The organism is Ancylobacter sp. VNQ12, from assembly GCF_049445835.1.
In the GTDB taxonomy this organism is placed as follows: domain Bacteria; phylum Pseudomonadota; class Alphaproteobacteria; order Rhizobiales; family Xanthobacteraceae; genus Ancylobacter.
In genome coordinates, this window is record NZ_JBMSDU010000001.1 from 494,113 (window position 1) to 517,185 (window position 23,073).

A 23,073-nucleotide genomic window follows, 5' to 3' on the forward strand; every position below is an offset into this window, starting at 1 on the left:
CGTTCGGATGTTCCATCCGAACGGAAAAGGGCTCAAGTCACAGGAGGCGTCCATGGGCCGAATGTTCGTCGATTGCCGCGAAGTGCCCGGCGAGAAGAACTGTTCCGTTGCCATCGCCGCGGACAATGAGCGCGAACTGCTCGACGCCGTCGTCCAGCACGCGGTGGCGGTGCACGGCGCGAAGGACACGCCGGAATTCCGCCAGGAGCTGAAGCGGGCGATCCATCAGGGCACGCCGCCCATGCAGGTGCATCGCGCCGCCTGAGACGCGGCGCGCGAGGTCCGGCCGACGCCCTGCGACGCCGGCCGGGACCGGCTACAGCAGCGTGCCGCGCAGGATCAGCAGCGCGACCGAGAAGTAGATCACCAGGCCCGTCACATCGACGAAGGTGGCCACGAAAGGCGCCGAGGCGCTGGCGGGATCGAAGCCGAGCCGTCGCAGCACGAAGGGCAGCATCGAGCCGGTGAGCGAGCCGAAGGTGACGATGGCGACCAGTGCGGCACCGACGGTGAAGGCCACCAACACCCAGTGCTCGCCGTAATCGTAGAAGCCCAGCGTCTGCCACGCGGTGATGCGGGCGACGCCGAGCACGGCGAGGATGGCGCCGAGCGCGAGTCCCGAAGGCAGCTCGCGCAGTGCCACCCGCCACCAGTCCCGCACCTTGATCTCGCCCAGCGCCAGCGCGCGGATGATGAGCGAGGTCGCCTGCGAGCCGGAATTGCCGCCCGAGCTCATGATCAGCGGAATGAACAAGGTGAGCACGATGGCGCGCTCCAGCTCGTCCTCGAAATGCTGCATGGCGTTGGCGGTCAGCATTTCGCCGAGGAAGAGGATGGAGAGCCAGCCGGCCCGCTTCTTCAGCATGTCGAAGAAGCCGATCTCCATATAGGGCTCGTCCAGCGCCTCCATGCCGCCGAACTTCTGCGCGTCCTCGGTGCCTTCCTCGATGATGGCGTCGATCATGTCGTCGACGGTGACGATGCCGAGCACGTGTTCGTGCTCGTCCACCACAGGGACGGCGAGCAGATCGTATTTCGAGATGAGCCGGGCCACATCCTCGCGATCCATCAGCGGGTCGCAGGTGATGGGGTCGTGCTTGGGCGCTACCGAGAGAATCGGCTGGCCGGTCTCGCCGGTGATGAGGCGGCGCAGGCTTACCGCCTGTTCGAGCTTGTGGGTGACGGGATCTAGCACATAGATGGCGTAGATCGTCTCGCGCGTGCGCTCGATCTCGCGAATGTGCCGCAGCGTCTCGCCGACCGTCCAGGTCGAGGGGACGGTGACGAATTCCGTCGTCATCAGGCCGCCGGCGCTGTGCTCGGGATAGGACAGCAGCCGGCCGAGCTCAGCCTGGGTCTCCGGCGCGAGGCGTGCGAACAGATGCGAGCGCGCCGGCTCCTCCATCCAGCGGAACATGTCGGCGGCGCGGTCGGCCGACATGGCGGAGACGAGCCGCACCGCTTCCTCGACCGGCAGCGCCTCGATCAGGTCGCCGGACAGCTCGAAGTCGGACTGGTCCAGCACCTCGACCTGCTGCTCGCGCGACAGGCTGGCGAGCACGGCGGAGGCGATCTCCGGCTCCTCGTCGTCGAGAGCTTCGGCGATATCGGCGGGATGTTCTTCGGCAAGTTCCGCGGCGAGCGCGGCGGCATCGACGAACTCGTCGTCGCGGCGGTCTTCGTCACGGCGGTCCTGCGCCGGGTCGCGGATGTCTTCCATTTCGGCTCTCTTTCCGACGTCCGGCCTTCGGCAGGCGGGCGCGGGGAGCCGAAACCCAGTCGGGCTACGGTCGGCTCACGGCGCCGGCCGCCGCCGGCCGGACAATCGACTGTAACTGTCGCTGGGCATGGGTAGAGGATTCCGTTTGCGCCGCCATGACAGGCGGCGAGGGGGAGATGGACCCGGACCGACGGTAAGTCAAGCGAGGCGGGAAGGGCCGTGGCCTCTCCTCGCGAGGCAGAGACGAAAAGCCATCACCCGCGCGGAAAACCCGTCGGCAGGCCGAGCCGCGCGCGGGCACTCGCCAGCTTCGCCGGATCGAGCGCGCCGGTGCGCCCGCCCGTGCACAGCGCGCCGCGAAAGCCGAGATAATCCGGGCCGGCGGCGGCGAGAGCGGGGATGTCGTCGAGCCGCAGCGAGCCGGCGAGTCCCGTCATCAACCCGTGCCGGCGCGCCTCAATGACGAACTGACTGAGGGTGAGCGGGTCGAGATGTTCGGTGAGCGGACCGGCCTTCTTGTCCGCCGTGTCGATCATCACGCCGGCGAACCCGGCGCGGCCGAGCGCGGGGATGAGGCCGAAATCCGGCCCTTCATCGGCGAACAGCACCCCGATCAGCCGGGTGCGGGCGGCGAGCGGGGCGAGTGCCTCGACGCAGTTGGCCGCATGCGGGGAGGCGAACAGGCCGACCTTCACGATCGGCACGCCCGCGCCGGCGATACGCTCCGCGGCGGCGAGGAGGAGGGCCGGCACCATCGGTTGGTCGCCCGCCGTGGCGCTGAGCGCCGGCCGGTGCTCGCCCCACGCATTCCACAGCAGGACGGCGGCCGTCAGCGCCTCCTGGCTCCAGGCGCCGAGGGCGCCGAAGGCCGGCTGCTTGAGATCGACGATATCGGCCCCGCCCGCGCGGGCCACCCCCATCTCGTGGAGATCGGCCACGCTGGCGAGCAGGCCGGGTTGGCTCTCGCTCATCTGGTCATGCTCATCACGGGCTCAGGACGCCCGCTTCTGCCGGAACTCGGCGATGGCCTCGACCATCCAGCCCCAGGCTTCCAGTTCCTCGGGCCCCGCCGTCTTCTCGACGGCGATGGCGAGATAGGCCATCTCCTGGTCGATCTTCTCGTCGGACAGCATGCCGAGCCGGCTGACCAGCACCGCGGCTTCCAGTACCGCCGCCTTGGCGCGGTTCATCCCCTCGAAGCGGCGATGGCCTTCGGAATGATAGGTCTTGCAGAAGAATTTCGGCCGCCGCGGGTCGTCCTCCGCGCTCTCCACCGTCACCTCGTCATGCGAGAGTGCGTCGGCAAGGCGCGGGCAGTCGATATGGGTCGCCTTGCTGACGTCCACCTGCACGCGCTTGCCCACCACGCAGCCGGCGAAGATGCGCACATCGTCGGTGAAGTTGATCACCGCGATGCGCGTCGCCGCGAGGTTCTCCAGCGTGCGCGAGGGCCGGAAGGGCTGAAGGATATAGCCACCCTCGACCACTGTGGCGCCCATGGGCGCGAGATGCGGTTCGCCGCTCAGCGAGCGGGTGGTGACGATGGCTTCACGGATCACGTTCGGGCGCCTTTCCAGCTTCGGCCTGCCGGCCTTCTTTTGCCTGCAGGGTCGTGCCGGCCTGCTTGAATGTCAAACGATGGGCCTCCTCGGGGCTGCCGGCGATCTCGCCCGCGACGCCCCATTTCAACCCCTCGTCCTGCGCATAGCGCTTGCCGAGCTTGTAGGCGATCTCCGCCCGCGCGGTTTCCACGCCGAGATAGAAGGCGTGCGCGCCATCCTCCTCGACCTTGAGATGGGGAAACAGCGCGAAGGGCTCATCCGCGATATGATGGCCGTCGCGGTTGTAGATGTGGATGCCATCCTCGGTCACGTCGATGCGGAAATTGCGGTCGCGCACCTCGCTCGCGAGGCGGGCGATGTCTTCCGGGCTGGCGGCGTTCGGCTTGCGGTCGCGCAGCGCCATCAGCCCGCCGCCGAACCCTTGCGGCAGCGCGCCGGCCTGCCGGGCGGCATAGAATTCGCGCCGGGCGCGGTCGAATTCGCGCACCGCCGTGCGGCAATGCGGGCTCACCTGCACCGCCAGCACGGCGGTGATGTGCAGTTCGGAGATCATCCCCATCAGGATGGCGTTGATGCCGGTGGTGTCGGCATCGGTCAGCTCGGTGACGTTGCCGATGCCCATGAGGATGGGGATATCGGGATAGAGCCGGCGCAGCTCGGCATAGCGGACCACGGAGGCGGTGAAGCCGTAATGGATCGGGTCGAGGATCGGGTCGGCATAGAAGGGCTGGCCGCTCTTGAGGCAGGCATCGACCGCGCGGCAGAGCGAGGCGAGGTCGCCCTGTTTCGCTGGCACCAGCACCGGCACGGCGGGGCCTTCCTGCGCGACATGCAGATTGGTCTCGTTGAGGCTGAGCAGGAAATCGGCGCCGGCGCGGGTGGCGCGGGAAAGCTCGGCGAGGTCGAAGCTGTCGACGCTCACCTTCAGCCCCTCCGCATGCAGCGCGGCGATGGCCTCCTCCAGATGGGGAAACGGCGTGTCGGGCAGGCAGCCGAGATCGATGACGTCGGCGCCTTCGCCCTTGAGGTGACGGGCGCGGGCGAGGATGCCCTCGACATCGAGCACGGTGGCGTCGACGATCTCGGCGAAGATGGTGACGTCATGCTTCGTCAGGTCGACGGCGCGGCGCTTCTGGCCGAAATAATCCGGCAGGTCCGCCATTTCGTCCGGCCCGCGCGAAAATGGCACGCCGAAGAAGCGCTCCAGCCGTTCGAGGTCGCCGCGAAACCGGCCGGGCATCAGCACCCGGTCGGTGCCCTCGGGCAGCTTGAGCCGGCGCTCGACGATCTCCGCCGTCATCAGCGCGGCGACCTTCACTCCGACATTCACCACCACCGGATCGAGCGCCGGGTCGGCAATCTCGCCGGCGATGCGGGTCAGGCGCGGCTCGGCCAGCGAGCCGGTGACGAGGGCGACCCTTTCCGGCGTCTTCGGCGCGTCAGCCATCGACCGGGGCGGCCTTCTCCGCGAGGTGAAGCCTGCGGGCGGCGATGGCGGCCTCCAGATCCTCGATGGATTCGACCACCGTGGTGTCGTCGAATTCCTTCAGCCTGGCGGTGTTCTCAAGGTCGATGCGGCGGGGATAGACCGGCACGGGGCCTTTGGGGGCCATGGTGATCATCTCCGGCGCGGTGTCGCAGGCGAAGACGATCGCATGCACGCGGCACTTGCCGGCCTGGGCGAAGCAGTTCGTCACCAGCGTGTCGGAAATGCCGAACACCGCCTTCGCCACCGTATTCGACGAGGCGGGCGAGACCACCAGCGTGTGGTAGAGCCCCTCATAGAAGCGTCCCACCGGCGCCGAGCTGGCGGTGGTCTCCTTGAAGATGCGGGTGCCCTCCGGCAGGTCCTGCTTGTACATGCGCAGCACCTCGTCCGCCGCCTTGGAGACGAACAGGTCGACGGCGTCCAGCGATTTGATCAGCGCGATGGACTCGGTGAAGAAATGCCCCGAGCCGGTGAGCGCCCACGCCCAGCGCGGATAAAGTCCCTTATTCGCGCTCATGCGGCGAGGCTCCCGCGACCGGCCGATGTCACCATGGCATCAATGGTGACAATTTCGACCGCACCGGTGACATGCGCGGCGAAGGAGGGGAACAGCGGATCGACCAGACCCGATGCCGCCCAGTCGGCGGGCGTCGGTCCCGGCGCCGGCGCCGATTTCACCAGGGTGAGCCGCACGGCACCGAGCTTGGCGGCCAGCCAGGCGGCGAGGCTGTCCGAGGTCAGGTCCCAGCTCTCCGGCAACTCGCGGGCGGCGCGCGCCATGCGCGCGGGCAGCCATAGCGCGGCGCGGCCCTGCGCATGGGCCTCGGCGATGGCCTCGGGCGTATCCGCCAACATAAGGTCGGGGGCGAGATCGGCGAAGGCGATTGTCGTCTGCTCCATGGCGAGGATCGCCATGTGATGGCACGCCGTGTCGCTCAAGGAGAGCCGCGGCTGAAGCGCCCGCACGCCGTCCGCCAGCGGCCCGCCGCCGGCGACGAGGACCAGCGGCGCGCCGCGGCGCGCGAGGGCGCCGAGCAGCGCCGGCAGGCGCGGGTCGCTGACGAGGCTGCCGCCGAGTTTCACCACGATCGGTCGCGGCACGGCATGGGATGTTTCCGGCATGGGGACTTTCCGTTGGCGCTTCATTCTTGCGGGCGCCCGGCGAACCGGACCCCGAAGGCGCCAAACTAGCTTACATGCCGGCGGGAGAAAACGACGCGGCACAGGCGCGGCCGGGCGTCAAAACGTCCCGAAACCGCCGGAGAGTCAAAAAAAGACCCGAAGCAATGCCTCGGGTCTGATCAGGTTGACGGTCATCAGACGGGGTCGCCGTCTGTATTCCAGAATGACCATGATCCTAGTCGGGGAGCTTGTCGAGAACTGATTCGTCTGAATCACGCCGCCGTTACATTGATTCGGCGAGGGCGTGTAATGCGATACCGCTGGTGGTCGCGACGTTCAGGGAATCGAAGCCGCCCTTCATGGCGATGCGCACGGTATGGGCGCGCGCGAGGATGTGCGCGGGCAGGCCGGGGCCTTCCGCGCCCAGCAGCAGCGCCGCCCGGCGGGGGCGGGCAAGATCTTCGATTCGCGTCGCGCCGGCGGGACTGAGTGCGATCAGTTCGAAGCCGTGTGCGGCAAGCAGGTCGAGCAGATCCTCGGCCGAGCCCTCGCGGGCGAAGGGCACGATCAGGCTGCCGCCGACCGAGACGCGGATGGCCTTGCGATAGAGCGGGTCGCAGGAGGCGAAGTCGAACAGCGCCGCATCCGCGCCGAAGGCGGCGGCGTTGCGCATGATGCCGCCGACATTGTCGTGATTGGTGATGCCAAGCGGCACGACCACGAGCGCGGTCTCGGGCAGCGCTCCGACCACCTGCGCCATGGACGGCATCTCGCCGCGCAGGCCGACGCCGAGCAGGCCGCGATGGATATGGAAGCCGGTGATGCCGTCGAGGATCGCCTGACTGGCGGTGTAGATCGGCAGCCCCTGCGGCGCTTGCGCCAGCAACGGGGCGAGCGCGTCCACCCGGCTTTCTGCCAGCAGCAGCGATTCCAGCTTGAAGCGGTTGCGGGGCGAGAGGGCGACGTCCAGCACCGTGCGCCCCTCGACGATGAAGCGGCCGCCGCGCCCGACGAGGTCGCGCTCCCTAATGACGCGATAGGCGTCGATGCGCGGATCGTCCGGCGAGGCGAGGGGGATGAGGTTCACCCGCCGATTTCCTCGCGGAGCATCTCCAGTTCCAGCCACTCCTCCTCCGCCTTGGCCAGTTCCGCCTGCACGCGGGTCAACTCGGCGGTGGCCTTCTGGAAGCCGGCGGGATCGCGCGTGTAGAAATTCGGCGTGTGCAGCGTGTTGTTCAGCCGGGCGATGTCGGATTCCAGCTGCGCGATGCGCTTGGGCAGCTGTTCCAGCGCGTGCTTGTCCTTGAAGGAGAGCTTGCGCTTGGACGCCGACGGGGCCGCCGCTGCCGGGGCGGGTTTGGCCGGGGACGGCGCCGCAGCGGCTGCCGCGGCCCGCGCCTTCACGCCATGGCCGCGCTGCGCAACCATGTCGGAATAGCCGCCGGCATAGACTTCCCAGTTGCCGTCGCCCTCATAGGCGATGGTGGCGGTGACGGTGCGGTCGAGGAAGTCGCGGTCATGGCTGACCAGCAGCACGGTGCCGGCATAGTCGTCGATCATCTCTTCCAGGAGGTCGAGCGTCTCAAGATCCAGATCGTTGGTCGGCTCGTCGAGCACCATCAGGTTCGAGGCCTGCGCCAGCGCGCAGGCAAGAAGCAGCCGCCCGCGCTCGCCACCCGACAGGCGCGACACGGCGGTGCCGGCCTGTTCCGGGGTGAACAGGAAGTCCTTCATGTAGCCGATGACATGGCGCGGATTGCCGCCGACAAACACCTGGTCGCCGCGCCCGTCGGTGAGCGTGTCGCGTACCGAGCGGTTGGGGTCGAGCGCGGCGCGGCGCTGGTCCAGCGTCGCCATCTCGATATTGGTGCCGAGCTTGGCCTTGCCGCTGTCGGGCGCCAGTTCGCCGGTGAGCATCTTCAGCAGCGTGGTCTTGCCCGCGCCGTTGGGCCCGACAATGCCGATGCGGTCGCCGCGCTGGATGCGGATGGAGAGGTCGCGCACGATGACGCGCTCGCCATAGGACTTTGAGATGTGCTCCGCCTCCATCACCAGCTTGCCGGAGACGTCGGCCTCGGTGGCGGTGACGGAGATGGTGCCGACCGCGCCGCGGTGGTCGCGGAACTTCGCGCGCAGGTCGGCCAGTTCGCCGACGCGGCGCACATTGCGCTTGCGACGCGCGGTGACGCCGTAGCGCATCCAGTGCTCTTCCGCGACGATCTTGCGGGCGAGCTTCTGCTGGTCGCGCTCCTCTTCCTCCAGCACCTGGTCGCGCCATTCCTCGAAGAAGCCGAAGCCGCGCTCCATGCGCCGCGTCGTGCCGCGGTCGAGCCAGACGGTGGCGCGGGTGAGGTCCGTGAGGAAGCGGCGGTCATGGCTGATCAGCACCAGCGCCGAGCGCAGCGAGGCGATCTCGGCTTCCAGCCATTCGATGGCCGGCAGGTCGAGATGGTTGGTCGGCTCGTCGAGCAGCAGGATGTCCGGCTCGGGCGCCAGCACACGGGCCAGCGCGGCGCGGCGGGCTTCGCCGCCCGACAGGTTCGCCGGGTCTTCCTCGCCGGTGAGGCCCAGCTCGTTCAGCAGGTACTGGGCGCGGTATTCGGCGTCGCCCGGTCCCATGCCGGCCTCGACATAATCGAGCGTGGTCTTGAAGCCCGACAAGTCCGGCTCCTGCGGCAGGTAGCGCACCGTGGCGCCGGGCTGCACGAAGCGCGCGCCGCTATCGGCCTGCACCAGGCCGGCGGCAATCTTGAGCAGGGTCGACTTGCCCGAGCCGTTGCGGCCGACCAGGCCGACGCGCTCGCCGGCGGAGACGGAGAGTTCCGCCCCGCTGAGCAGCGGCGTGCCGCCGAAGGTGAGGCGAGTGTCTTGAAGAAGAAGGAGAGGGGGTGCCATGGCGCGGGGATAGGAGGAAAGTGGGCGGCGGGCAAGGCCGCAATGCGGCATTGCGGTGCCGCTGGCCGAGCCAGCTGTGGTAAGTCGGCCATTGTCGCGCTATGCGACGCCTTTCTTCAGGTCCGCCTGCCGGAGACGGTCATGTCCGACGCCTCGCTTGCCGCCCTTCTCGCCACCATCGCCGCGCGCATCGGCGCAGTCCATGTGCTCACCGAACCCGCCGACATGGCGCCCTATCTGCACGAGGAGCGCGGGCTCTATGCCGGCAAGGCGCCGGCCGTGCTGCGGCCGGGCAGCACGGAGGAGGTCGCCTTCATCGTCAAGACGTGTGCCGAGGCGGGCGTGCCCATCGTGCCGCAGGGCGGCAATACCGGCCTCGTGGGTGGGCAGATGCCGTTCGGCGAGGTGCTGCTGTCGCTTGCCCGTCTCGACCGCATCCGCAATGTCGACCCGGTGGACATGACCATGACGGTCGAGGCGGGCTGCATCCTCGACAAGGTGCATGAAGCGGCCGAGGCGGTGGGCTGCCTGTTCCCGCTGCACATCGCCTCGCAGGGCTCCTGCCGCATCGGCGGCAACCTCGCCTCCAATGCCGGCGGAACCGCCGTGCTGCGCTACGGCAATGCCCGTGAGCTAGTGCTCGGGCTGGAGGTGGTGCTCGCCGACGGGCGGGTGTGGAACGGCATGAAGCGGCTGCGCAAGAACAATGCGGGCTATGACCTGAAGCCGCTGTTCCTCGGCAGCGAGGGCACGCTCGGCATCATCACCGGCGCCGTACTGAAACTGTTCCCGCAGCCGGCGCAGCGCTCCACCGCCTTCCTCGCCGTGCCGGACCCGGCTTCCGCGCTCTCATTGCTCAAGCGCCTGCGCGGCGAGGCGGGGGACGCCCTCACCACCTTCGAGCTGATGGCGTCCTTCGGCGTCGAGACGGTGCTCAATCACATGCCCGGCACGGTGCGCCCGTTCCGCGATGCCTATGACTGGTACGTGCTGGCTGAGCTCTCCGCGCCGACGCGAGCCTTCGATCTTTCCGCGCTGATGGAGGAGAGCCTGGGCGCGGCGATGGAGGCGGGCGAGGTCTTGGATGCGGTGATCGCCGCCAGCGAGGCGCAGGCGGGCGCGCTGTGGCGGCTGCGCGAGGACATGTCGGAGGCGCAGAAATTCGAGGGCGGCTCGATCAAGCACGACGTCTCGGTGGCGGTCTCGCGGGTGCCGGAGTTCCTGGAGCGCGCGCTGCCCGCCGTCGAGGCGGCGCTGCCGGGCCTCCGCCCATGCCCGTTCGGCCATGTCGGCGACGGCAACATCCATTTCAACCTCAGCCAGCCCGTTGGCATGGACAAGGCGGCCTTCCTCGCCATGTGGGAGGCGTTCAACCGTATCGTGCATGACATCGTCGCCGACATGGATGGTTCGATCGCCGCCGAGCACGGCATCGGCATCCTCAAGCGCGACGAACTGGTGCACTACGCGGACGCTCTCGGGCTCGAACTGATGCACCGGCTGAAGGCGGCGTTCGATCCCGCCGGCTTGCTGAATCCCGGTAAGGTTCTTGCGCCGCTGCCGGTAAAAGAAGTCTAGTCTAGAATCATGAAAAACTAGATATCGTCACTGTATTCGCTGTTTTGAAGCGTTCTACATTGACGTTCTCAAGCTTTTTCGTGTTGTCGACATCGTGCCTGCGGGTTTATGGAAGCCGGTAACGGACAGGACCGGCCCGCCATTACGCCCGCGCATCCATGCCTGGAGCGAGGCGGCCGACCGAAGATCGGATTGCCGCCATGCTGACACTTCGCAGGATCGCCCCGCCTCGCCCGCGCCTCAACGCACTGATGGCGCTCCTCGTCGCGGGCGGGTCGGTGCTGCCGGCCTGCGGGCCGGCGCTGGCGCAGCAGCCGGCGACCCCGCAGGCGCCGATCGCCGCACCGGCAACTCCGGCTCCCGTGCAACAGGCGCCGTCCGCCGCTCCGGCCGACGACGCGCTGGTGCCGCCCTCGGGAGCGTCGCTGGCTCCGTCGTCCCCGGCTTCGTCCGCACCGGCGGGCGACGTCGCGGCGCCTGCCACTGGCACGGCCGCTGCGCCGGAAGGCTCCGTCGATCCGACGCAGATCCACGCCGAAGGCGAAGACACCGGGGTTGCCGCGCAGCTGCCGCATGACCTGTCGCCCTGGGGCATGTTCATGGCGGCGGACTGGGTGGTGAAGGGGGTGATGATCGGCCTCGCCTTCGCCTCGGTCGTCACCTGGACGGTGTGGCTCGCCAAGTCGCTCGAACTTCTCGTCGCCAAGGGACGCCTCAAGCGTGCCCTGAAGGGCTATCTCGCCAGCGCCTCGCTGGACGAGGCCCGCCGTGTGGGCACCGCCGGTCCCGCCGGCGCCATGCTCAAGGCGACCGATCTCGAATTGCAGCGCTCCGGCGACCTGCCGGCCGAGGGCATCAAGGAGCGCGTATCGATCTCGCTCGGCCGCATCGAGGTGGCGGCGGGGCGTGCCATTACGCGCGGCACCGGCCTGCTCGCGACCATCGGCGCCACCGCGCCCTTCGTCGGCCTGTTCGGCACGGTGTGGGGCATCATGAACTCGTTCATCGGCATCTCGAAGGCGCAGACCACCAATCTCGCTGTCGTCGCGCCGGGCATCGCCGAGGCGCTGCTCGCCACCGCTATCGGCCTCGTCGCCGCCATTCCCGCCGTGGTCATCTACAACCACTTCACACGGCTGGTATCGGGCTATCGCGTGCTGATGGGCGATGCCTCCGCCGAAGTGCTGCGCCTGCTTTCGCGCGATCTCGACCGGCGTGATATGGCCGCCAAACGCGGTGTCCAGCTCGGCCATGGTGCGGCCGCGGCCGCTCGGCTGCGTGCGGCGGCGGAGTAGGCGCGATGGCGGCCAAGCTGCAGAGTTCGGACAGCGACGAACTCGCCGAGAACCACGAGATCAACGTCACCCCGTTCATCGACGTGATCCTGGTGCTCTTGATCATCTTCATGGTCGCGGCGCCGCTCTCGACGGTGGATGTCGCGGTGGACCTGCCGGCCTCCAACGCCGCCGTGCAGCCGCGCCCCGACAAGCCTGTCTATCTCACGGTAAAGGGCGATCTCGGCCTCGCGCTCGGCAATGACGACGTGCCGCGCGAGGCGCTGGGTTCCACGCTGGACCGCGCCACCGAGAATAAGAGGGAAACCCGCATCTTCCTGCGCGCCGACAAGACGGTCGCCTATGGCGAGCTGATGGAGGTGATGAACCTGCTGCGGGCAGCCGGATACCTCAAGATCGCGTTGGTCGGGCTCGAAATGGCCGGCCAGCCGGCGGCGCCCGGCACCGTTCCGCCGGGGACACAGCCAGGCGCATCTGGGGCATTGCCGGGAGCGCCGGCGGGGGCGGCGGGGACACCTGCCCCATGAGCCTGATGCTCCTGAAAGGGGGCCGTCGCCAGCGTGTGGTGGAGGCCGCCGGCTGGGTCGGCTGCGGCGTGCTGGTGCTGGCCGTCCACGGCGCGGCGTTGGGCTACATGCTGTCCGAGCCGCCCATCGTGGCGGCGGACGAGCCGGCCGCGATCATGATCGAGCTGGCCGAGCTGCCGGTCGCGCCCGAGGCCGAGCCGAGCGAGGCACCGCCCGGCCCGCAGATGATGGAGGCTCCCGAGGAGATCGAGCAGGAAGTGCCGCCCGATCCGCTCGCCGAGGCCGAGGACGTGCCGCCGCCCGAGCCGGAGCTCGAGCAGGAGCCGGTGCCGGACGTCGCCGAGAGCCCGGCGCCCGACATCGAGGTGCCGCTGCCCCCCCCGCCGCCGCTTGCGGCCGAGCTGACGCCGCCGGAGAAGAAGCCGGATCCGCCGAAGGAGCGCCCGAAGCCGAAGCCCAAGCCGAAGGAGCGCGAGAAGAGCGAGAAGCCGCCGGCGCCGCGGACCTCGGCCGCGCCTTCGCTTGACGCCGAACGTGCTGACCGCGTGGCGGCGCCGAGTGCCGGCGCGTCCTCGGCCAACAGCCGGGCGCCGGCGAACTGGCGCTCGCGGCTGATGGCCCATCTCAACCGCCACAAGCGCTTCCCCGCCAGCGAGACCGGCAGCGGCCGGGCGCGCGTGTCCTTCGTGATCGACCGTTCCGGCCGCGTGCTTGGCGCCAGCCTGGTGGGGAGTTCGGGCAATCCCACCTTCGACGGCGAGGCGGTGGCGATGGTGCGGCGCGCCTCGCCGGTGCCGCCGCCGCCGCCCGAGGTCGGCGGAGGAACCATCTCCTTCACCGTGCCGGTGGACTTCACCCGCCGGTGAAGGACGCCTTTGCGCGGCCTATTCGAAGCGGCCTGTGGAGTCGCGATCGCGCGCATAGCGGTGCGCGAGCGGGAAGGGCGGCAGCCAGGATTCGCGGCGGATGATCCAGCTCTCATACGTCGGCATCAGCTGGTCCGGGGTGTCCAGCGATCCGAGGTTCACCTCGATCTCGTCGCCGGTGCGCGCAAAGACCGAGGAGCCGCAGCGCGGGCAGAAGAACCGCCCGGCATAGTCGCGCGTCTCGCCCTCGATCGTCACCGCCGCCTCGGGGAAGATGGCCGAGGCGTGAAACAGCGCCCCGTGATGCTTGCGGCAGTCGAGGCAGTGGCAAAGGCCGACCCGGTAGGGACGACCGGACGCCACGATTCTCACATTGCCACACAGGCAGCCGCCGGTGAAACGGTCCATCCCGCGCCTCCTATGAAACCAAGCGGTCGGAATGGTTAGAACGAAGCCGTGCGGGCGTCCATGCCCGATGCGGCTGGCGCCGACGCCGTCGGCCTCGTGCTAGCCCAGATCGGCGAAAGCGGGGGCGTGACGGATCGCGCCCCGCAGCACCGGCAGATCGCCGCCGAGCGGCAGCGCCATGAAATGCGCGCCCGCATAGGGCGAGGCGAAGCCCGCCGCATGTTCGGCCGCGAAGCCGAAGCGTTGGTAGTAGGCGGGGTCGCCGAGCACGAAGATCGCCCGCCAGCCCATCGCCGCGGCGCGGGCGACGGCCGCGCGCACCAGTGCATCGCCGATGCCCTGCCGCCGGTAGCCTTCCGCCACGCCGAGCGGGGCGAGCGCCAGCGCGGGAAAGGGCGCGGCGAGCGGCGAGAGCAGCACATGACCGACGATCGCGTCGTCCTCTTCCGCAATAAGCGAGACCAGCGCGTCGCCGGCGGCGCGCAGATGGTCGACGAGATCGGCCTCATCGGGACCGCCGAAGCAGTCGCGCAACAGCGCGCGGATCGCGGCTTCGTCGCCGGGAGCTTCATCGCGGAGGAACATTCGGTTGCCTAGTCCGCCAGCCGCCGCAGCGCACCTGCGAGCTCGTCCCAAAGCTCGTCGGCGTCCTCCAAGCCCAGGCTCACCCGCAGCAGCGGCCCTTCATGGGGCCAGGGCGTACCGGTGCGGATCCCGGCGATTTCCATCGGTGCCAGCAGGCTGTGGGTGCCGCCCCATGACGCGCCGATGGAAAACAGCTTCAGGTCGCTGAGAGCCGTCGCCATACGTGCGCGGGCGGCGGGCGCCAGCACAAGGCTGAACACGCCGGACGAGCCCTTGAAGTCGCGCTTCCAGTTCTCGTGGCCGGGGCAGGAGGGCAGGGCGGGATGCAGCACCGTCTCGACGCCGGGAGTGCCCACCAGGCGGCGGGCGAAGTCTTCCGACAGCCGACCGACATGGGCGAGGCGCAGCGCCATGGTCTGCATGCCGCGCAGCGCGAGCGAGCACTCGTCCGGCGACACGCCGATGCCGAGTTCCGACAGCGTCTTGCGCAGCCGCTGGTGCAGCGCCGTGTCCGCCACGGTAATCGAGCCCAGCAGCAGGTCGGAATGGCCGCCGACATATTTCGTCAGCGCCTCGCAGGCGAAGTCGGCGCCATGGGCGAGCGGCTTGAACAGCAGCGGAGTCGCCCAGGTGTTGTCGCAGCCTACCAGCACGCCGCGCTGCCGGGCGGCGGCGATGATGGCCGGCACGTCCGGCGTCTCCATGGTGCCGGAACCGGGCGTTTCGATCCACACCAGCTTCGTGCGTTCGTCGATCAGCGCGGCGATGCCCGCCCCGATCATCGGGTCATAGACCGTGTGGTCGATGCCGCGCGCCGCAAGATGGTCCATGCACAGCGTGCGCACCGGCGGATAGGCGTTGTCGGGGATCAGCACGCGGTCGCCGGGAAGCAACACCGACAACATCACCATGGAGATCGCCGCCTGTCCCGAGGGGACGATGATCGTGCGCGCGCCGCCATGCAGATGCGTCAGCTGCGCTTCCAGCGTGCGCGTCGTCGGCGTGCCGTTGAGGCCGTAGGTATAGCCGTCGACGCCGCGCTCCGCCCGGTTCAGAAAGGCGTCCGCGTCGGGATAGACGATGGTCGAGGCGCGGTGCACCGGCACGCCGAGGCCGGCGTAACCTTCCTCGGAAACAACGGGATGATGCACGCACAGCGTCGCGTCGCGCATGGGGGCTCCTCGGCTCGGCGGGTGGAGGCTACTGCGCTACCCAGCATGCCACCAGTTGTTCGCCCTTGCGCTCGGCCGGCGGCATCTCCTGCCGGCAGCGCTCGATCGCCAGCGGGCAGCGCGGGTTGAACGGGCAGCCCCTGGGCGGGTTGAAGGGCGAGGGCAACTCGCCCTCCAGCACGATGCGCTCCTTCTTCGCCTCCGGGTCGGCGACCGGCGTCGCGGAGAGCAAGGCGCGCGTATAGGGGTGCTTGGGCGCATCGAAGATGGCGTCGCGCGGCCCATGCTCGACGGCGCGGCCGAGATACATCACCAGCACCTCGTCGGCCATGTGCCGCACCACACCGAGATCGTGGGAGACGAACACATAGGCGACGCCGAGCTGCTCCTGCAACTCCACCAGCAGGTTCAGCACCTGCGCACGCACCGACACGTCGAGCGCGGAGACCGGCTCGTCCAGCACAAGGATCTTCGGCCGCAGCACCAGCGCGCGGGCAATGGCGATGCGCTGGCGCTGGCCACCGGAGAACATGTGCGGGTAGCGCCCGTGATGCTCGGGCCGCAGGCCGACGCGCTTCATCATGTCGAGCGCCCGCTCGCGCCGCTCCGTGGCGGAGAGGCTGGTGTTGACGAGCAACGGCTCCTCGATCGCCTTGCCGACGGTCTGGCGCGGGTTGAGCGAGCCGTAGGGGTTCTGGAACACCATCTGCACCTCGCCGCGATAGCGGCGGAGCGTGGCCTTGTCGGCATCGGCGACATCGACATCGTCGAGCAGCAGCGAGCCGGTACCCGGCCGCTCGATCATGGTGAGCATGCGCGCCAGCGTCGACTTGCCCGAGCCGGATTCGCCGACGACGGCGAGGGTCGAGCGCGGCGCGAGGCGGAAGCTGATGCCGGACACTGCCTTGACGGTGGCCGGCTTGGCGAACATGCCGCGCGCCACGTCGTAGCTCTGCGCCAGGTTCACGGCTTCCATAACGGCGTCGGACGCCTTCGGTTCAAACGGGGCGATCTGGTTCATGCGGCGATTTCCCTACCCTGCGGCACGCCATTGACCAGCGGCGTGTGGCAGAGGGCGAGGCCAAGTTCCGCGCCGGCGCGGGGCGGCGGCACGTTGCGGCAAATGTCAGTGGCGAAGCGGCAGCGCGGCGAGAACAGGCAGCCTTTCGGCCGGTCCGCCAGCCCCGGCACCACGCCGGGAATGGAGGGCAGGATACGGCCATGCGCCCGCTCCGGCAGCGCCGCCAGCAGCGCGTGGGTGTAAGGGTGGTGCGGATCGCGGAACAGGCCGCGGGTCGACTGCATCTCGATCTGCTGGCCGGCATACTGCACGCAGACCCGCTGCGAAGTTTCCGCCACCACGCCCATGTCATGGGTGATGAGCACGAGGCCGACGCCGCTGTCCTTCTGCAGGCGGAGCAGAAGGTCGAGGATCTGCGCCTGTATGGTGACGTCGAGCGCGGTGGTGGGCTCATCGGCGATGATCAGCTTGGGCTTGCAGGCCAGCGCCATGGCGATCATCACGCGCTGGCTCATGCCGCCGGAGAGCTGGTGCGGGAAGGCCTTGAGCCGCCGCTCCGGCTCGGGGATGCCGACGAGCTCCAGCAGTTCCACCGCACGGGCCTGCCGACCGGCGCGGTCGAGGTCGAGATGGGTCTTCATCGCCTCGCGGATCTGGAAGCCGACGGTGAAGCACGGGTTCAGGCTCGACATCGGCTCCTGGAAGATCATGGCGAGATCGCGCCCGACGATCCTGCGCCGCTCGCGCGGGGAGAGCGTCAGCAGGTCCTGGCCGTCGAAGGTCAGGCGGTCGGCGGTCACCTTGGCGGTCCAGGGCAAGAGGCCCATGACCGCGAGCATGGCGACCGATTTGCCGGAGCCGGATTCGCCGACGATGGCGACCAGCTCGCCCGCATCCACGTCGAGATCGACGCCGTCGACCGCCCTGAACGGCCCTCGGCCGGTGGCGAAGGTGACGGAGAGATTGCGGATGGAGAGCAGGGGATTGGAGGCCATGGCTCAGCTCCTCCTCAGCTTGGGATCGAGCGCGTCGCGCAGGCCGTCGCCCATCAGGTTGATGGCGACGACGGTGACGAGGATGGCGAGGCCGGGCAGCGTCACGATCCACGGCGCCGAGCGGATGAACTCGCGCGAATCCGCCAGCATGGCGCCCCATTCCGGGGTCGGGGGCTGCGCGCCGAGGCCGAGGAAGCCGAGCGCCGCTGCCTCCAGGATGGCGTCGGAAATGCCGAGCGCGGCCTGCACGATGAGCGGGGCGAGGCAGTTCGGCAGCACGGTGACGAACATCAGCCGCAGCTTGCCGACGCCGGCGACCTGCGCGGCGATGACATATTCCTTCGACAGTTCGGCCATGGCGGCCGCGCGCACGAGGCGGACATAGCGCGGCAGATAGACCACGGTGACGGCGACGATGGTGTTGGTGAGGCTCGGGCCCAGCACCGCGACCACGAGAATGGCGAGCACCAGGCTCGGGATCGCCACCACGAGGTCCATGACGCGCATCACCGCCACCTCGACGATGCCGCGCATGAAGGCGCTGGCGAGGCCGAGCACGATGCCGACGGCGACCGAGACCAGCATCACCGACAGGCCGATGCCGAGCGAGATGCGTGCGCCATAGATGAGGCGCGAGAGCACGTCGCGGCCGACCGCATCGGTGCCGAACGGGAAGCTCCAGTTGCCGCCCGCCCAGACCGGCGGCAGCAGCACGCTCTGGCGGAACTGCTCGATCGGCGAATGCGGCGCGACGAACGGCGCGAAGATGGCGAGCAGGGCGATGAAGACCACCACGGCGAGGCCGGCCACCGCGCCGCGGTTCTCGCTGAAGGCGGACCAGAAGGCGGCCAGCGGCGAGACTTCCGGCGGCACCGTCTCGATCAGCGGATCGGCGGGCGTGGTGTCGAGGACCTGATTATCCGCCATTGCGAATCCTCGGATTGATCGCGACGTAGAGCAGGTCGACGATGAGATTGACGAGGATGACGATGCCCGAGATCAGCATGATGCCGCCCTGCAGCGCGGGATAATCGCGGCGCGAGATCGACTCGATCAGCCATTTGCCGACACCGGGCCAGGCGAAGATGGTCTCGGTCAGCACCGCGCCGGCGAGCAGCGTGCCGGTCTGCAGGCCGATGACGGTGACCACCGGGATCAGCGCGTTGCGTAGCGCATGCAGGCCGACCACGCGCAGCGGCGAGAGGCCCTTGGCGCGGGCGGTGCGCACATAATCCTCGCCAAGCACTTCCAGCATGGAGGAGCGCGTCATGCGCGCGATCACCGCAAGCGGGATGGTGCCGAGCACGATGGAAGGGAGGATGAGGTGGGACACCGCCGCGCCGAACGCGCCTTCCTGGTCCGACAGCAGGCTGTCGATCAGCATGAAGCCGGTGACGGGCTCGAAATAGTAGTTGATCAGGTCCATCCGGCCGGACACCGGGGTGAGCCCCAGATATTCCGACATGAACATGATCAGCAGCAGGCCCCACCAGAAGATCGGCATGGAATAGCCGGCCAGCGCGACGGTCATCACCGAATGATCGAAGAAGCTGCCGCGCTTGACCGCCGCGATGACACCGGCGGGAATGCCGAGCACGATGGCGAAGATCAGCCCGCAGAAGGCGAGCTCCAGCGTCGCCGGGAACAGGATGGCGAATTCCTGCAACACCGGTGTCTTGGTGACGATGGACACGCCGAAATCGCCATGCAGGACGCCGTTGGCGTAATGGAGGAACTGCTGCCACACCGGCTGGTCGAGGCCGAGCTCGTGGCGCAGCATGGCGAGGCGCTCGGGCGCGATGCCGCGCTCGCCGGTGCGGGCCTCGATCGGGTCGCCGGGGACGAGGCGCACGGCGACGAAGGTGACGAACATCAACGCCACGAAAGTCGGCAGCGTCAGCGCGACGCGGCGAAGGAAAAATCGGAACATTGATATCCCGGGCTCTGAATGCCCCGCGTCGGGCGTCGCAACGGACGACGGAACGCCTGCGCGCGTTCACGGCGGGGGGAAAATTGCGTCGCAAGGGACGCGGCACGTGCCGTGGCATTTCCTGCGGCACGAGCCGCCGCCCTTGTAAAGGCGGCGGCTCGCCGGCGGTTTCGAGAATGCACGGCGCAGGCGGGGCGCTCCTGCCCCCTGCGCCGGCATCAGGTCACTTCAGGTCGACGCCGTAGAACTCGTGGCGGCCAAGCGGGCTGACCTTGTAGCCTTCCACTTCCTTGCGGGTCGGCTCATAGACCACAGAGTGGGCGATGGTGAACCAGGGCGCCTCTTCCTTCACGATGACCTGCGCCTGCTCATAGAGCTTGGTGCGCTCGGCGACGTCCGAAATGGTCTTCGCCTTGTTGATCAGGTCGTCGAACTCCTTGTTGCACCACTTGGCGAGGTTCTGGCCGCCGGGACGGGCGGCAGCGCAGCCGAGCAGGAAGAAGAAGTTGTCCGGATCGCCATTGTCGCCGGTCCAGCCGAGCTGGCCGGTCATGTGCTCGCCCTGCTGCAGGCGCTTGCGGTACTCACCCCACTCATAGGAGACGAGCTTGGCGTTGACGCCGATCTTGGCGAGGTCCGACTGCATCATCTCGGCGATGCGCTTGGCGTTCGGGTTGTAGGGGCGCTGCACCGGCATCCACCACAGGTCGATGTCGAGCGGGGTCTTCACGCCCGCCGCCGCCAGCATCTCCTTGGCCTTGGCCGGATCGAACGGATAATCCTTGATCGTGGTGTTGTAGGACCAGATGGTCGGCGGGATCGGGTTGATCGCGCCCTGGCCGGCGCCCTGATAGACGTCCTTGATGATGGCGGCCTTGTCGATCGCCATGTTGAACGCCTGGCGGACTTCCTTCTTGTCGAAGGGCGGCTTCTGCGTGTTGAAGCTGAGATAGCCGATGTTCAGGCCCGGCTGCGAGATCAGGTTGACCACCGGGTCGGTCTTCAGGCCGGCGATGTCGGCCGGGTTCGGCGCGATCATCACGTGGCACTCGCCCTTCTTCAGCTTGGCGTAGCGCGCGGTCGCGTCGGGCGTGATGGCGTAGACGAGATTGTCGACCTTGGCCGGGCCGGCGAAATAGGCCGGGTTGGCCTTGTAGCGGATCACCGCGTCCTTCTGGTAGTTCACGAAGGAGAACGGGCCGGTGCCGACCGGAATCTGGTCGAACTGCTCGGGTGTGCCCTTCTTCAGCAGGAAGTCGGCATATTCCTTCGACTGGATGGTGGCGAAGTCCATGGCGAGGTTCGCCAGCATCGGCGCATTCGGCTCGGTGAGCGTGAACTTCACCGTGTAGTCGTCAACCTTGTCGATCGACTTGAGCAGCTCGGGCATGCTCATGTCGTTGAAGTAGTCGTAAGCACCACCGGTGACCTTGTGGTACGGATTTTCCGGCTTCCACATGCGGTCGAACGAGAAGATCACGTCATCGGCATTGAAGTCGCGCGTCGGCGTGAAGCCGTTGATACCCGAGTGGAATTTCACCCCCTTGCGGAGCTTGAAGGTGATTTCCTTGCCATCGGGGCTGATCGTCCAGCTCTCGGCGAGGCCGGGCACCACCTTGGTGGAGCCACGCTCAAACTCGACGAGCTGATTGTACACAGGGCGCGCCGCGTCGAAGCTGGTGCCGGTGGTATTGAGCGCCGGGGTGAAATTCTCCGGGCTGCCTTCCGAGCAGTAGACGAGCGTCTTGGCCGCGAAGGCCGGCGCGGAAAGCACGGTAAGCATCGCGGCCGCGATGACCGCTTTGGTCTTGATGGACGACATATGAGATCCCCTCTCGTGGACGTACGGCGCTGGCATGCCTAATACACCGGCGCGCCTATTGTTTCGTCACCGTCGTCCCTGCGCTACTCAAGCATGGGTCCGTACATTGCGCAATCTCGCCCTGTACTTAGACGAAAGGCTAATACTGTGATGTTGGTCTCGCGCCGACAGCATCTTTCCGGCGCGCGCCGCGTGCACGCGGCCGTGCGAAGTTGTAAGAGCATGCAGCCGGTCTGCTCGGGCCGGTGAAAGGCCAGGAGAAACGATGAAATGAGTGCCGCGCCGTCCTCCGCTCCCGCCGCCTCGATCCCCTCCGCCAAATCGTCGAAGCGGGTCGCCTTCGATTGGGCCGATCCCCTCGATCTCGATGGACAGCTGACGGAAGAGGAGCGGCTGGTACGCGACACCGCGCGCGATTATGCACAGGAAAAGCTGCTTCCGCGCATAAGCTCAGCCTATGTCGACGAGCGCTTCGACCGCGACATCATGAATGAAATGGGCGAGCTTGGACTGCTCGGTCCGACGATTCCGGAGGAATTCGGCGGCGCCGGCCTCGGCTATGTCTCCTACGGCCTGGTCGCGCGCGAGGTGGAGCGGGTCGACTCGGGTTACCGTTCGGCGATGAGCGTGCAGTCCTCGCTGGTCATGCACCCGATCAATGCCTATGGCAGCGAGGCGCAGAAGCGCAAATTCCTGCCGAAACTCGCCACTGGCGAATGGATCGGCTGCTTCGGCCTGACCGAGCCGGACGCGGGCTCGGATCCCGCCGGCATGCGCACCCGCGCCGAGAAGATCGATGGCGGCTACCGCCTCTCCGGCACCAAGATGTGGATCACCAACTCGCCCATCGCCGATGTCGCGGTGGTGTGGGGCAAGTCAGCGGCGCACGACAACGAGATCTGCGGCTTCCTGGTCGAGCGCGGCATGAAGGGCTTCTCGACGCCGAAGATCGAGGGAAAGCTCTCGCTTCGCGCCTCCATCACCGGCGAGATCGTGCTGGACGGCGTGGAGATCCCCGAGGAGAACCTGCTGAACGTGTCGGGCCTGAAGGGGCCGTTCGGCTGCCTCAACCGCGCGCGCTTCGGCATCGGCTGGGGAACAATGGGCGCGGCCGAGGCCTGCTTCGCGGCGGCGCGCAACTACACGCTGGAGCGCAAGCAGTTCGGCAAGCCGCTGGCGGCGACGCAGCTGATCCAGAAGAAGCTCGCCGACATGGAGACCGAGATTACGCTCGGGCTTCAGCTCGCGCTGCGCGTCGGGCGCCTGTTCGACGCGGGCGAACTGCCGGTCGAGGCGATCTCCATGCTCAAGCGCAACAATTGCGGCAAGGCGCTCGACATTGCCCGTCTCGCCCGCGACATGCATGGCGGCAACGGCATCTCGTCGGAATATCCGGTGATGCGCCACATGGTGAACCTCGAGACGGTGAACACCTACGAGGGCACGCACGACATCCACGCGCTGATCCTCGGCCGCGCGATCACCGGCCATCAGGCGTTTTTCTGAGCCGCGGGGAGTGATGGTTCGGCCGCCTTGCGCGGCCGGACCGGACCTCAGATGTTGTACATGAGGTCGGCGTTCGGGGCTTCGGCGAAGACGATCATGTCCTGCAGCGACATGCCGTCGAGAATGTCCGACATGGCGTCGCGCACCTTGCTCATGGTGATGCGCACCGCGCAGGTCTTCAGGTCCTCGCAGTCCTGGCACGGGACATAGGCGCTCTTGCTGGCGCAGTTGATCGGCGCGAGCGGGCCGTCCAGCGTGCGGATGATATGGCCGATGCGGATGTCGCGCGGCGACTTGGCCAGCGCATAGCCTCCGCCCGGCCCCTTCTTCGAGCGCAGCATGCCGGCGTTGCGCAGTTCCAGCAGGATGGCGTCGAGAAACTTCTTCGGGATATTGTTGGCCGAGGCGATCTCCTGGCCCATGGCGCTGGAGCCCGGTTCGAGCCTGGCTAGAAACAGCATGGCCTTGAGGCCGTACTTGCCCTTGTTCGTCAGCATGCCCGTCTCGAATCCCACGGATGGCCGCGGAGAATCCACGCCCGCAACACGCTATATAGATGATAGACGGGCCGGATTTTTAC

23 protein-coding genes are annotated in these 23,073 nt (G+C 68.0%); 6 read left to right on the plus strand and 17 right to left on the minus strand.

The genetic code is table 11. The features are described 5' to 3' along the window. The first annotated feature begins 52 nt into the window (after positions 1-52). Positions 53-265 carry a DUF1059 domain-containing protein gene (locus tag ACO2RV_RS02315; protein ID WP_423289377.1) on the plus strand — a complete coding sequence of 71 codons (213 nt, stop codon included), beginning with the start codon at positions 53-55 and terminating at the stop codon, positions 263-265. A gap of 51 nt (positions 266-316) precedes the next feature. Here the strand turns inward: ACO2RV_RS02315 and mgtE are convergent, their stop codons facing one another. From mgtE to ACO2RV_RS02355, 8 genes are all read right to left on the minus strand, one after another. Beyond that, positions 317-1,720, minus strand: coding sequence for a magnesium transporter (mgtE, locus tag ACO2RV_RS02320; RefSeq protein ID WP_423289379.1), 1,404 nt, complete (start codon positions 1,718-1,720; stop codon positions 317-319). Between the two features lie 254 nt (positions 1,721-1,974). Further along, entirely contained in the window at positions 1,975-2,691 is a 717-nt protein-coding gene (locus ACO2RV_RS02325) for a (5-formylfuran-3-yl)methyl phosphate synthase (RefSeq protein WP_423289381.1), read from the minus strand. Between the two features lie 21 nt (positions 2,692-2,712). After that, positions 2,713-3,279 carry a DUF447 domain-containing protein gene (locus ACO2RV_RS02330; protein WP_423289383.1) on the minus strand — a complete coding sequence of 189 codons (567 nt, stop codon included), beginning with the start codon at positions 3,277-3,279 and terminating at the stop codon, positions 2,713-2,715. Next, positions 3,269-4,729: a DUF6513 domain-containing protein gene (locus ACO2RV_RS02335; protein WP_423289385.1), complete on the minus strand. Its 1,461-nt coding sequence runs from the start codon at positions 4,727-4,729 to the stop codon at positions 3,269-3,271. The genes ACO2RV_RS02330 and ACO2RV_RS02335 overlap by 11 nt, the downstream gene beginning before the upstream one ends. Further along, entirely contained in the window at positions 4,722-5,288 is a 567-nt protein-coding gene (locus ACO2RV_RS02340; protein ID WP_423289387.1) for a flavoprotein, read from the minus strand. Before ACO2RV_RS02340 ends, ACO2RV_RS02335 begins: the two co-directional genes overlap by 8 nt. Continuing rightward, positions 5,285-5,893, minus strand: coding sequence for an aspartate kinase (locus tag ACO2RV_RS02345; protein ID WP_423289389.1), 609 nt, complete (start codon positions 5,891-5,893; stop codon positions 5,285-5,287). Before ACO2RV_RS02345 ends, ACO2RV_RS02340 begins: the two co-directional genes overlap by 4 nt. A gap of 283 nt (positions 5,894-6,176) precedes the next feature. Then, entirely contained in the window at positions 6,177-6,980 is an 804-nt protein-coding gene (locus tag ACO2RV_RS02350; RefSeq protein WP_423289391.1) for a TrmH family RNA methyltransferase, read from the minus strand. Beyond that, positions 6,977-8,788, minus strand: coding sequence for an ABC-F family ATP-binding cassette domain-containing protein (locus tag ACO2RV_RS02355; protein WP_423289393.1), 1,812 nt, complete (start codon positions 8,786-8,788; stop codon positions 6,977-6,979). Before ACO2RV_RS02355 ends, ACO2RV_RS02350 begins: the two co-directional genes overlap by 4 nt. A gap of 141 nt (positions 8,789-8,929) precedes the next feature. Between ACO2RV_RS02355 and ACO2RV_RS02360 the strand changes: the two genes are divergently transcribed. The 4 genes from ACO2RV_RS02360 to ACO2RV_RS02375 all read left to right on the plus strand — a co-directional run bounded on the left by ACO2RV_RS02360 (position 8,930) and on the right by ACO2RV_RS02375 (position 13,054). Beyond that, the gene (locus tag ACO2RV_RS02360) at positions 8,930-10,366 is read left to right on the plus strand and encodes an FAD-binding oxidoreductase (protein WP_423289395.1); all 1,437 of its coding nucleotides are present in this window, start codon (positions 8,930-8,932) and stop codon (positions 10,364-10,366) included. A gap of 200 nt (positions 10,367-10,566) precedes the next feature. Further along, positions 10,567-11,661 (plus strand): tonB-system energizer ExbB, encoded by a 1,095-nt coding sequence (gene exbB / locus ACO2RV_RS02365; protein WP_423289397.1) that lies wholly within the window; start codon positions 10,567-10,569, stop codon positions 11,659-11,661. A gap of 5 nt (positions 11,662-11,666) precedes the next feature. Continuing rightward, positions 11,667-12,188, plus strand: coding sequence for a TonB system transport protein ExbD (exbD, locus tag ACO2RV_RS02370; protein WP_423289399.1), 522 nt, complete (start codon positions 11,667-11,669; stop codon positions 12,186-12,188). Next, on the plus strand, positions 12,185-13,054 hold the full coding sequence (locus tag ACO2RV_RS02375) for a TonB family protein (protein WP_423289401.1): 870 nt from the start codon (positions 12,185-12,187) through the stop codon (positions 13,052-13,054). Before exbD ends, ACO2RV_RS02375 begins: the two co-directional genes overlap by 4 nt. An 18-nt stretch (positions 13,055-13,072) precedes the next feature. On the opposite strand, the gene ACO2RV_RS02380 is transcribed toward ACO2RV_RS02375, so the two are convergent. The 8 genes from ACO2RV_RS02380 to ACO2RV_RS02415 form a co-directional block, all read right to left on the minus strand. Continuing rightward, complete coding sequence (locus ACO2RV_RS02380) at positions 13,073-13,462, minus strand: GFA family protein (protein WP_423289403.1); 390 nt, start codon at positions 13,460-13,462, stop codon at positions 13,073-13,075. Positions 13,463-13,561: 99 nt separating this feature from the next. After that, positions 13,562-14,047 (minus strand): GNAT family N-acetyltransferase, encoded by a 486-nt coding sequence (locus ACO2RV_RS02385; protein WP_423289405.1) that lies wholly within the window; start codon positions 14,045-14,047, stop codon positions 13,562-13,564. Between the two features lie 8 nt (positions 14,048-14,055). Continuing rightward, positions 14,056-15,219, minus strand: coding sequence for a cystathionine beta-lyase (metC, locus tag ACO2RV_RS02390; RefSeq protein ID WP_423289407.1), 1,164 nt, complete (start codon positions 15,217-15,219; stop codon positions 14,056-14,058). Between the two features lie 28 nt (positions 15,220-15,247). Beyond that, entirely contained in the window at positions 15,248-16,240 is a 993-nt protein-coding gene (locus tag ACO2RV_RS02395) for a dipeptide ABC transporter ATP-binding protein (protein WP_423289409.1), read from the minus strand. Continuing rightward, the gene (locus ACO2RV_RS02400; RefSeq protein ID WP_423289411.1) at positions 16,237-17,235 is read right to left on the minus strand and encodes an ABC transporter ATP-binding protein; all 999 of its coding nucleotides are present in this window, start codon (positions 17,233-17,235) and stop codon (positions 16,237-16,239) included. Before ACO2RV_RS02400 ends, ACO2RV_RS02395 begins: the two co-directional genes overlap by 4 nt. 3 nt (positions 17,236-17,238) lie before the next feature. After that, a complete protein-coding gene (locus tag ACO2RV_RS02405; RefSeq protein ID WP_423289413.1) occupies positions 17,239-18,162 on the minus strand; it encodes an ABC transporter permease subunit in 924 nt (307 codons plus the stop codon). Beyond that, complete coding sequence (locus tag ACO2RV_RS02410; RefSeq protein ID WP_423289415.1) at positions 18,152-19,165, minus strand: ABC transporter permease subunit; 1,014 nt, start codon at positions 19,163-19,165, stop codon at positions 18,152-18,154. The genes ACO2RV_RS02405 and ACO2RV_RS02410 overlap by 11 nt, the downstream gene beginning before the upstream one ends. 223 nt (positions 19,166-19,388) lie before the next feature. Beyond that, a complete protein-coding gene (locus tag ACO2RV_RS02415) occupies positions 19,389-20,987 on the minus strand; it encodes an ABC transporter substrate-binding protein (protein WP_423289417.1) in 1,599 nt (532 codons plus the stop codon). Between the two features lie 270 nt (positions 20,988-21,257). Between ACO2RV_RS02415 and ACO2RV_RS02420 the strand changes: the two genes are divergently transcribed. Continuing rightward, entirely contained in the window at positions 21,258-22,493 is a 1,236-nt protein-coding gene (locus ACO2RV_RS02420) for an acyl-CoA dehydrogenase (protein WP_423289419.1), read from the plus strand. A 47-nt stretch (positions 22,494-22,540) separates the two neighbouring features. Here ACO2RV_RS02420 and ACO2RV_RS02425 read toward each other — a convergent pair whose 3' ends face one another. Continuing rightward, a complete protein-coding gene (locus ACO2RV_RS02425; RefSeq protein WP_423289421.1) occupies positions 22,541-22,990 on the minus strand; it encodes an RrF2 family transcriptional regulator in 450 nt (149 codons plus the stop codon). Positions 22,991-23,073 lie beyond the last annotated feature (83 nt).

Excerpts from the sequence above, each read along its gene's own strand:
- ACO2RV_RS02315 (WP_423289377.1), top strand. The coding sequence starts at position 53 with ATGGGCCGAATGTTCGTCGATTGCCGCGAAGTGCCCGGCGAGAAGAAC.
- mgtE (WP_423289379.1), bottom strand. The coding sequence starts at position 1,720 with ATGGAAGACATCCGCGACCCGGCGCAGGACCGCCGTGACGAAGACCGC.
- ACO2RV_RS02325 (WP_423289381.1), bottom strand. The coding sequence starts at position 2,691 with ATGAGCGAGAGCCAACCCGGCCTGCTCGCCAGCGTGGCCGATCTCCAC.
- ACO2RV_RS02335 (WP_423289385.1), bottom strand. The coding sequence starts at position 4,729 with ATGGCTGACGCGCCGAAGACGCCGGAAAGGGTCGCCCTCGTCACCGGC.
- ACO2RV_RS02340 (WP_423289387.1), bottom strand. The coding sequence starts at position 5,288 with ATGAGCGCGAATAAGGGACTTTATCCGCGCTGGGCGTGGGCGCTCACC.
- ACO2RV_RS02345 (WP_423289389.1), bottom strand. The coding sequence starts at position 5,893 with ATGCCGGAAACATCCCATGCCGTGCCGCGACCGATCGTGGTGAAACTC.
- ACO2RV_RS02355 (WP_423289393.1), bottom strand. The coding sequence starts at position 8,788 with ATGGCACCCCCTCTCCTTCTTCTTCAAGACACTCGCCTCACCTTCGGC.
- ACO2RV_RS02360 (WP_423289395.1), top strand. The coding sequence starts at position 8,930 with ATGTCCGACGCCTCGCTTGCCGCCCTTCTCGCCACCATCGCCGCGCGC.
- exbB (WP_423289397.1), top strand. The coding sequence starts at position 10,567 with ATGCTGACACTTCGCAGGATCGCCCCGCCTCGCCCGCGCCTCAACGCA.
- exbD (WP_423289399.1), top strand. The coding sequence starts at position 11,667 with ATGGCGGCCAAGCTGCAGAGTTCGGACAGCGACGAACTCGCCGAGAAC.
- ACO2RV_RS02375 (WP_423289401.1), top strand. The coding sequence starts at position 12,185 with ATGAGCCTGATGCTCCTGAAAGGGGGCCGTCGCCAGCGTGTGGTGGAG.
- ACO2RV_RS02380 (WP_423289403.1), bottom strand. The coding sequence starts at position 13,462 with ATGGACCGTTTCACCGGCGGCTGCCTGTGTGGCAATGTGAGAATCGTG.
- ACO2RV_RS02385 (WP_423289405.1), bottom strand. The coding sequence starts at position 14,047 with ATGTTCCTCCGCGATGAAGCTCCCGGCGACGAAGCCGCGATCCGCGCG.
- metC (WP_423289407.1), bottom strand. The coding sequence starts at position 15,219 with ATGCGCGACGCGACGCTGTGCGTGCATCATCCCGTTGTTTCCGAGGAA.
- ACO2RV_RS02395 (WP_423289409.1), bottom strand. The coding sequence starts at position 16,240 with ATGAACCAGATCGCCCCGTTTGAACCGAAGGCGTCCGACGCCGTTATG.
- ACO2RV_RS02400 (WP_423289411.1), bottom strand. The coding sequence starts at position 17,235 with ATGGCCTCCAATCCCCTGCTCTCCATCCGCAATCTCTCCGTCACCTTC.
- ACO2RV_RS02405 (WP_423289413.1), bottom strand. The coding sequence starts at position 18,162 with ATGGCGGATAATCAGGTCCTCGACACCACGCCCGCCGATCCGCTGATC.
- ACO2RV_RS02410 (WP_423289415.1), bottom strand. The coding sequence starts at position 19,165 with ATGTTCCGATTTTTCCTTCGCCGCGTCGCGCTGACGCTGCCGACTTTC.
- ACO2RV_RS02415 (WP_423289417.1), bottom strand. The coding sequence starts at position 20,987 with ATGTCGTCCATCAAGACCAAAGCGGTCATCGCGGCCGCGATGCTTACC.
- ACO2RV_RS02420 (WP_423289419.1), top strand. The coding sequence starts at position 21,258 with ATGAGTGCCGCGCCGTCCTCCGCTCCCGCCGCCTCGATCCCCTCCGCC.
- ACO2RV_RS02425 (WP_423289421.1), bottom strand. The coding sequence starts at position 22,990 with ATGCTGACGAACAAGGGCAAGTACGGCCTCAAGGCCATGCTGTTTCTA.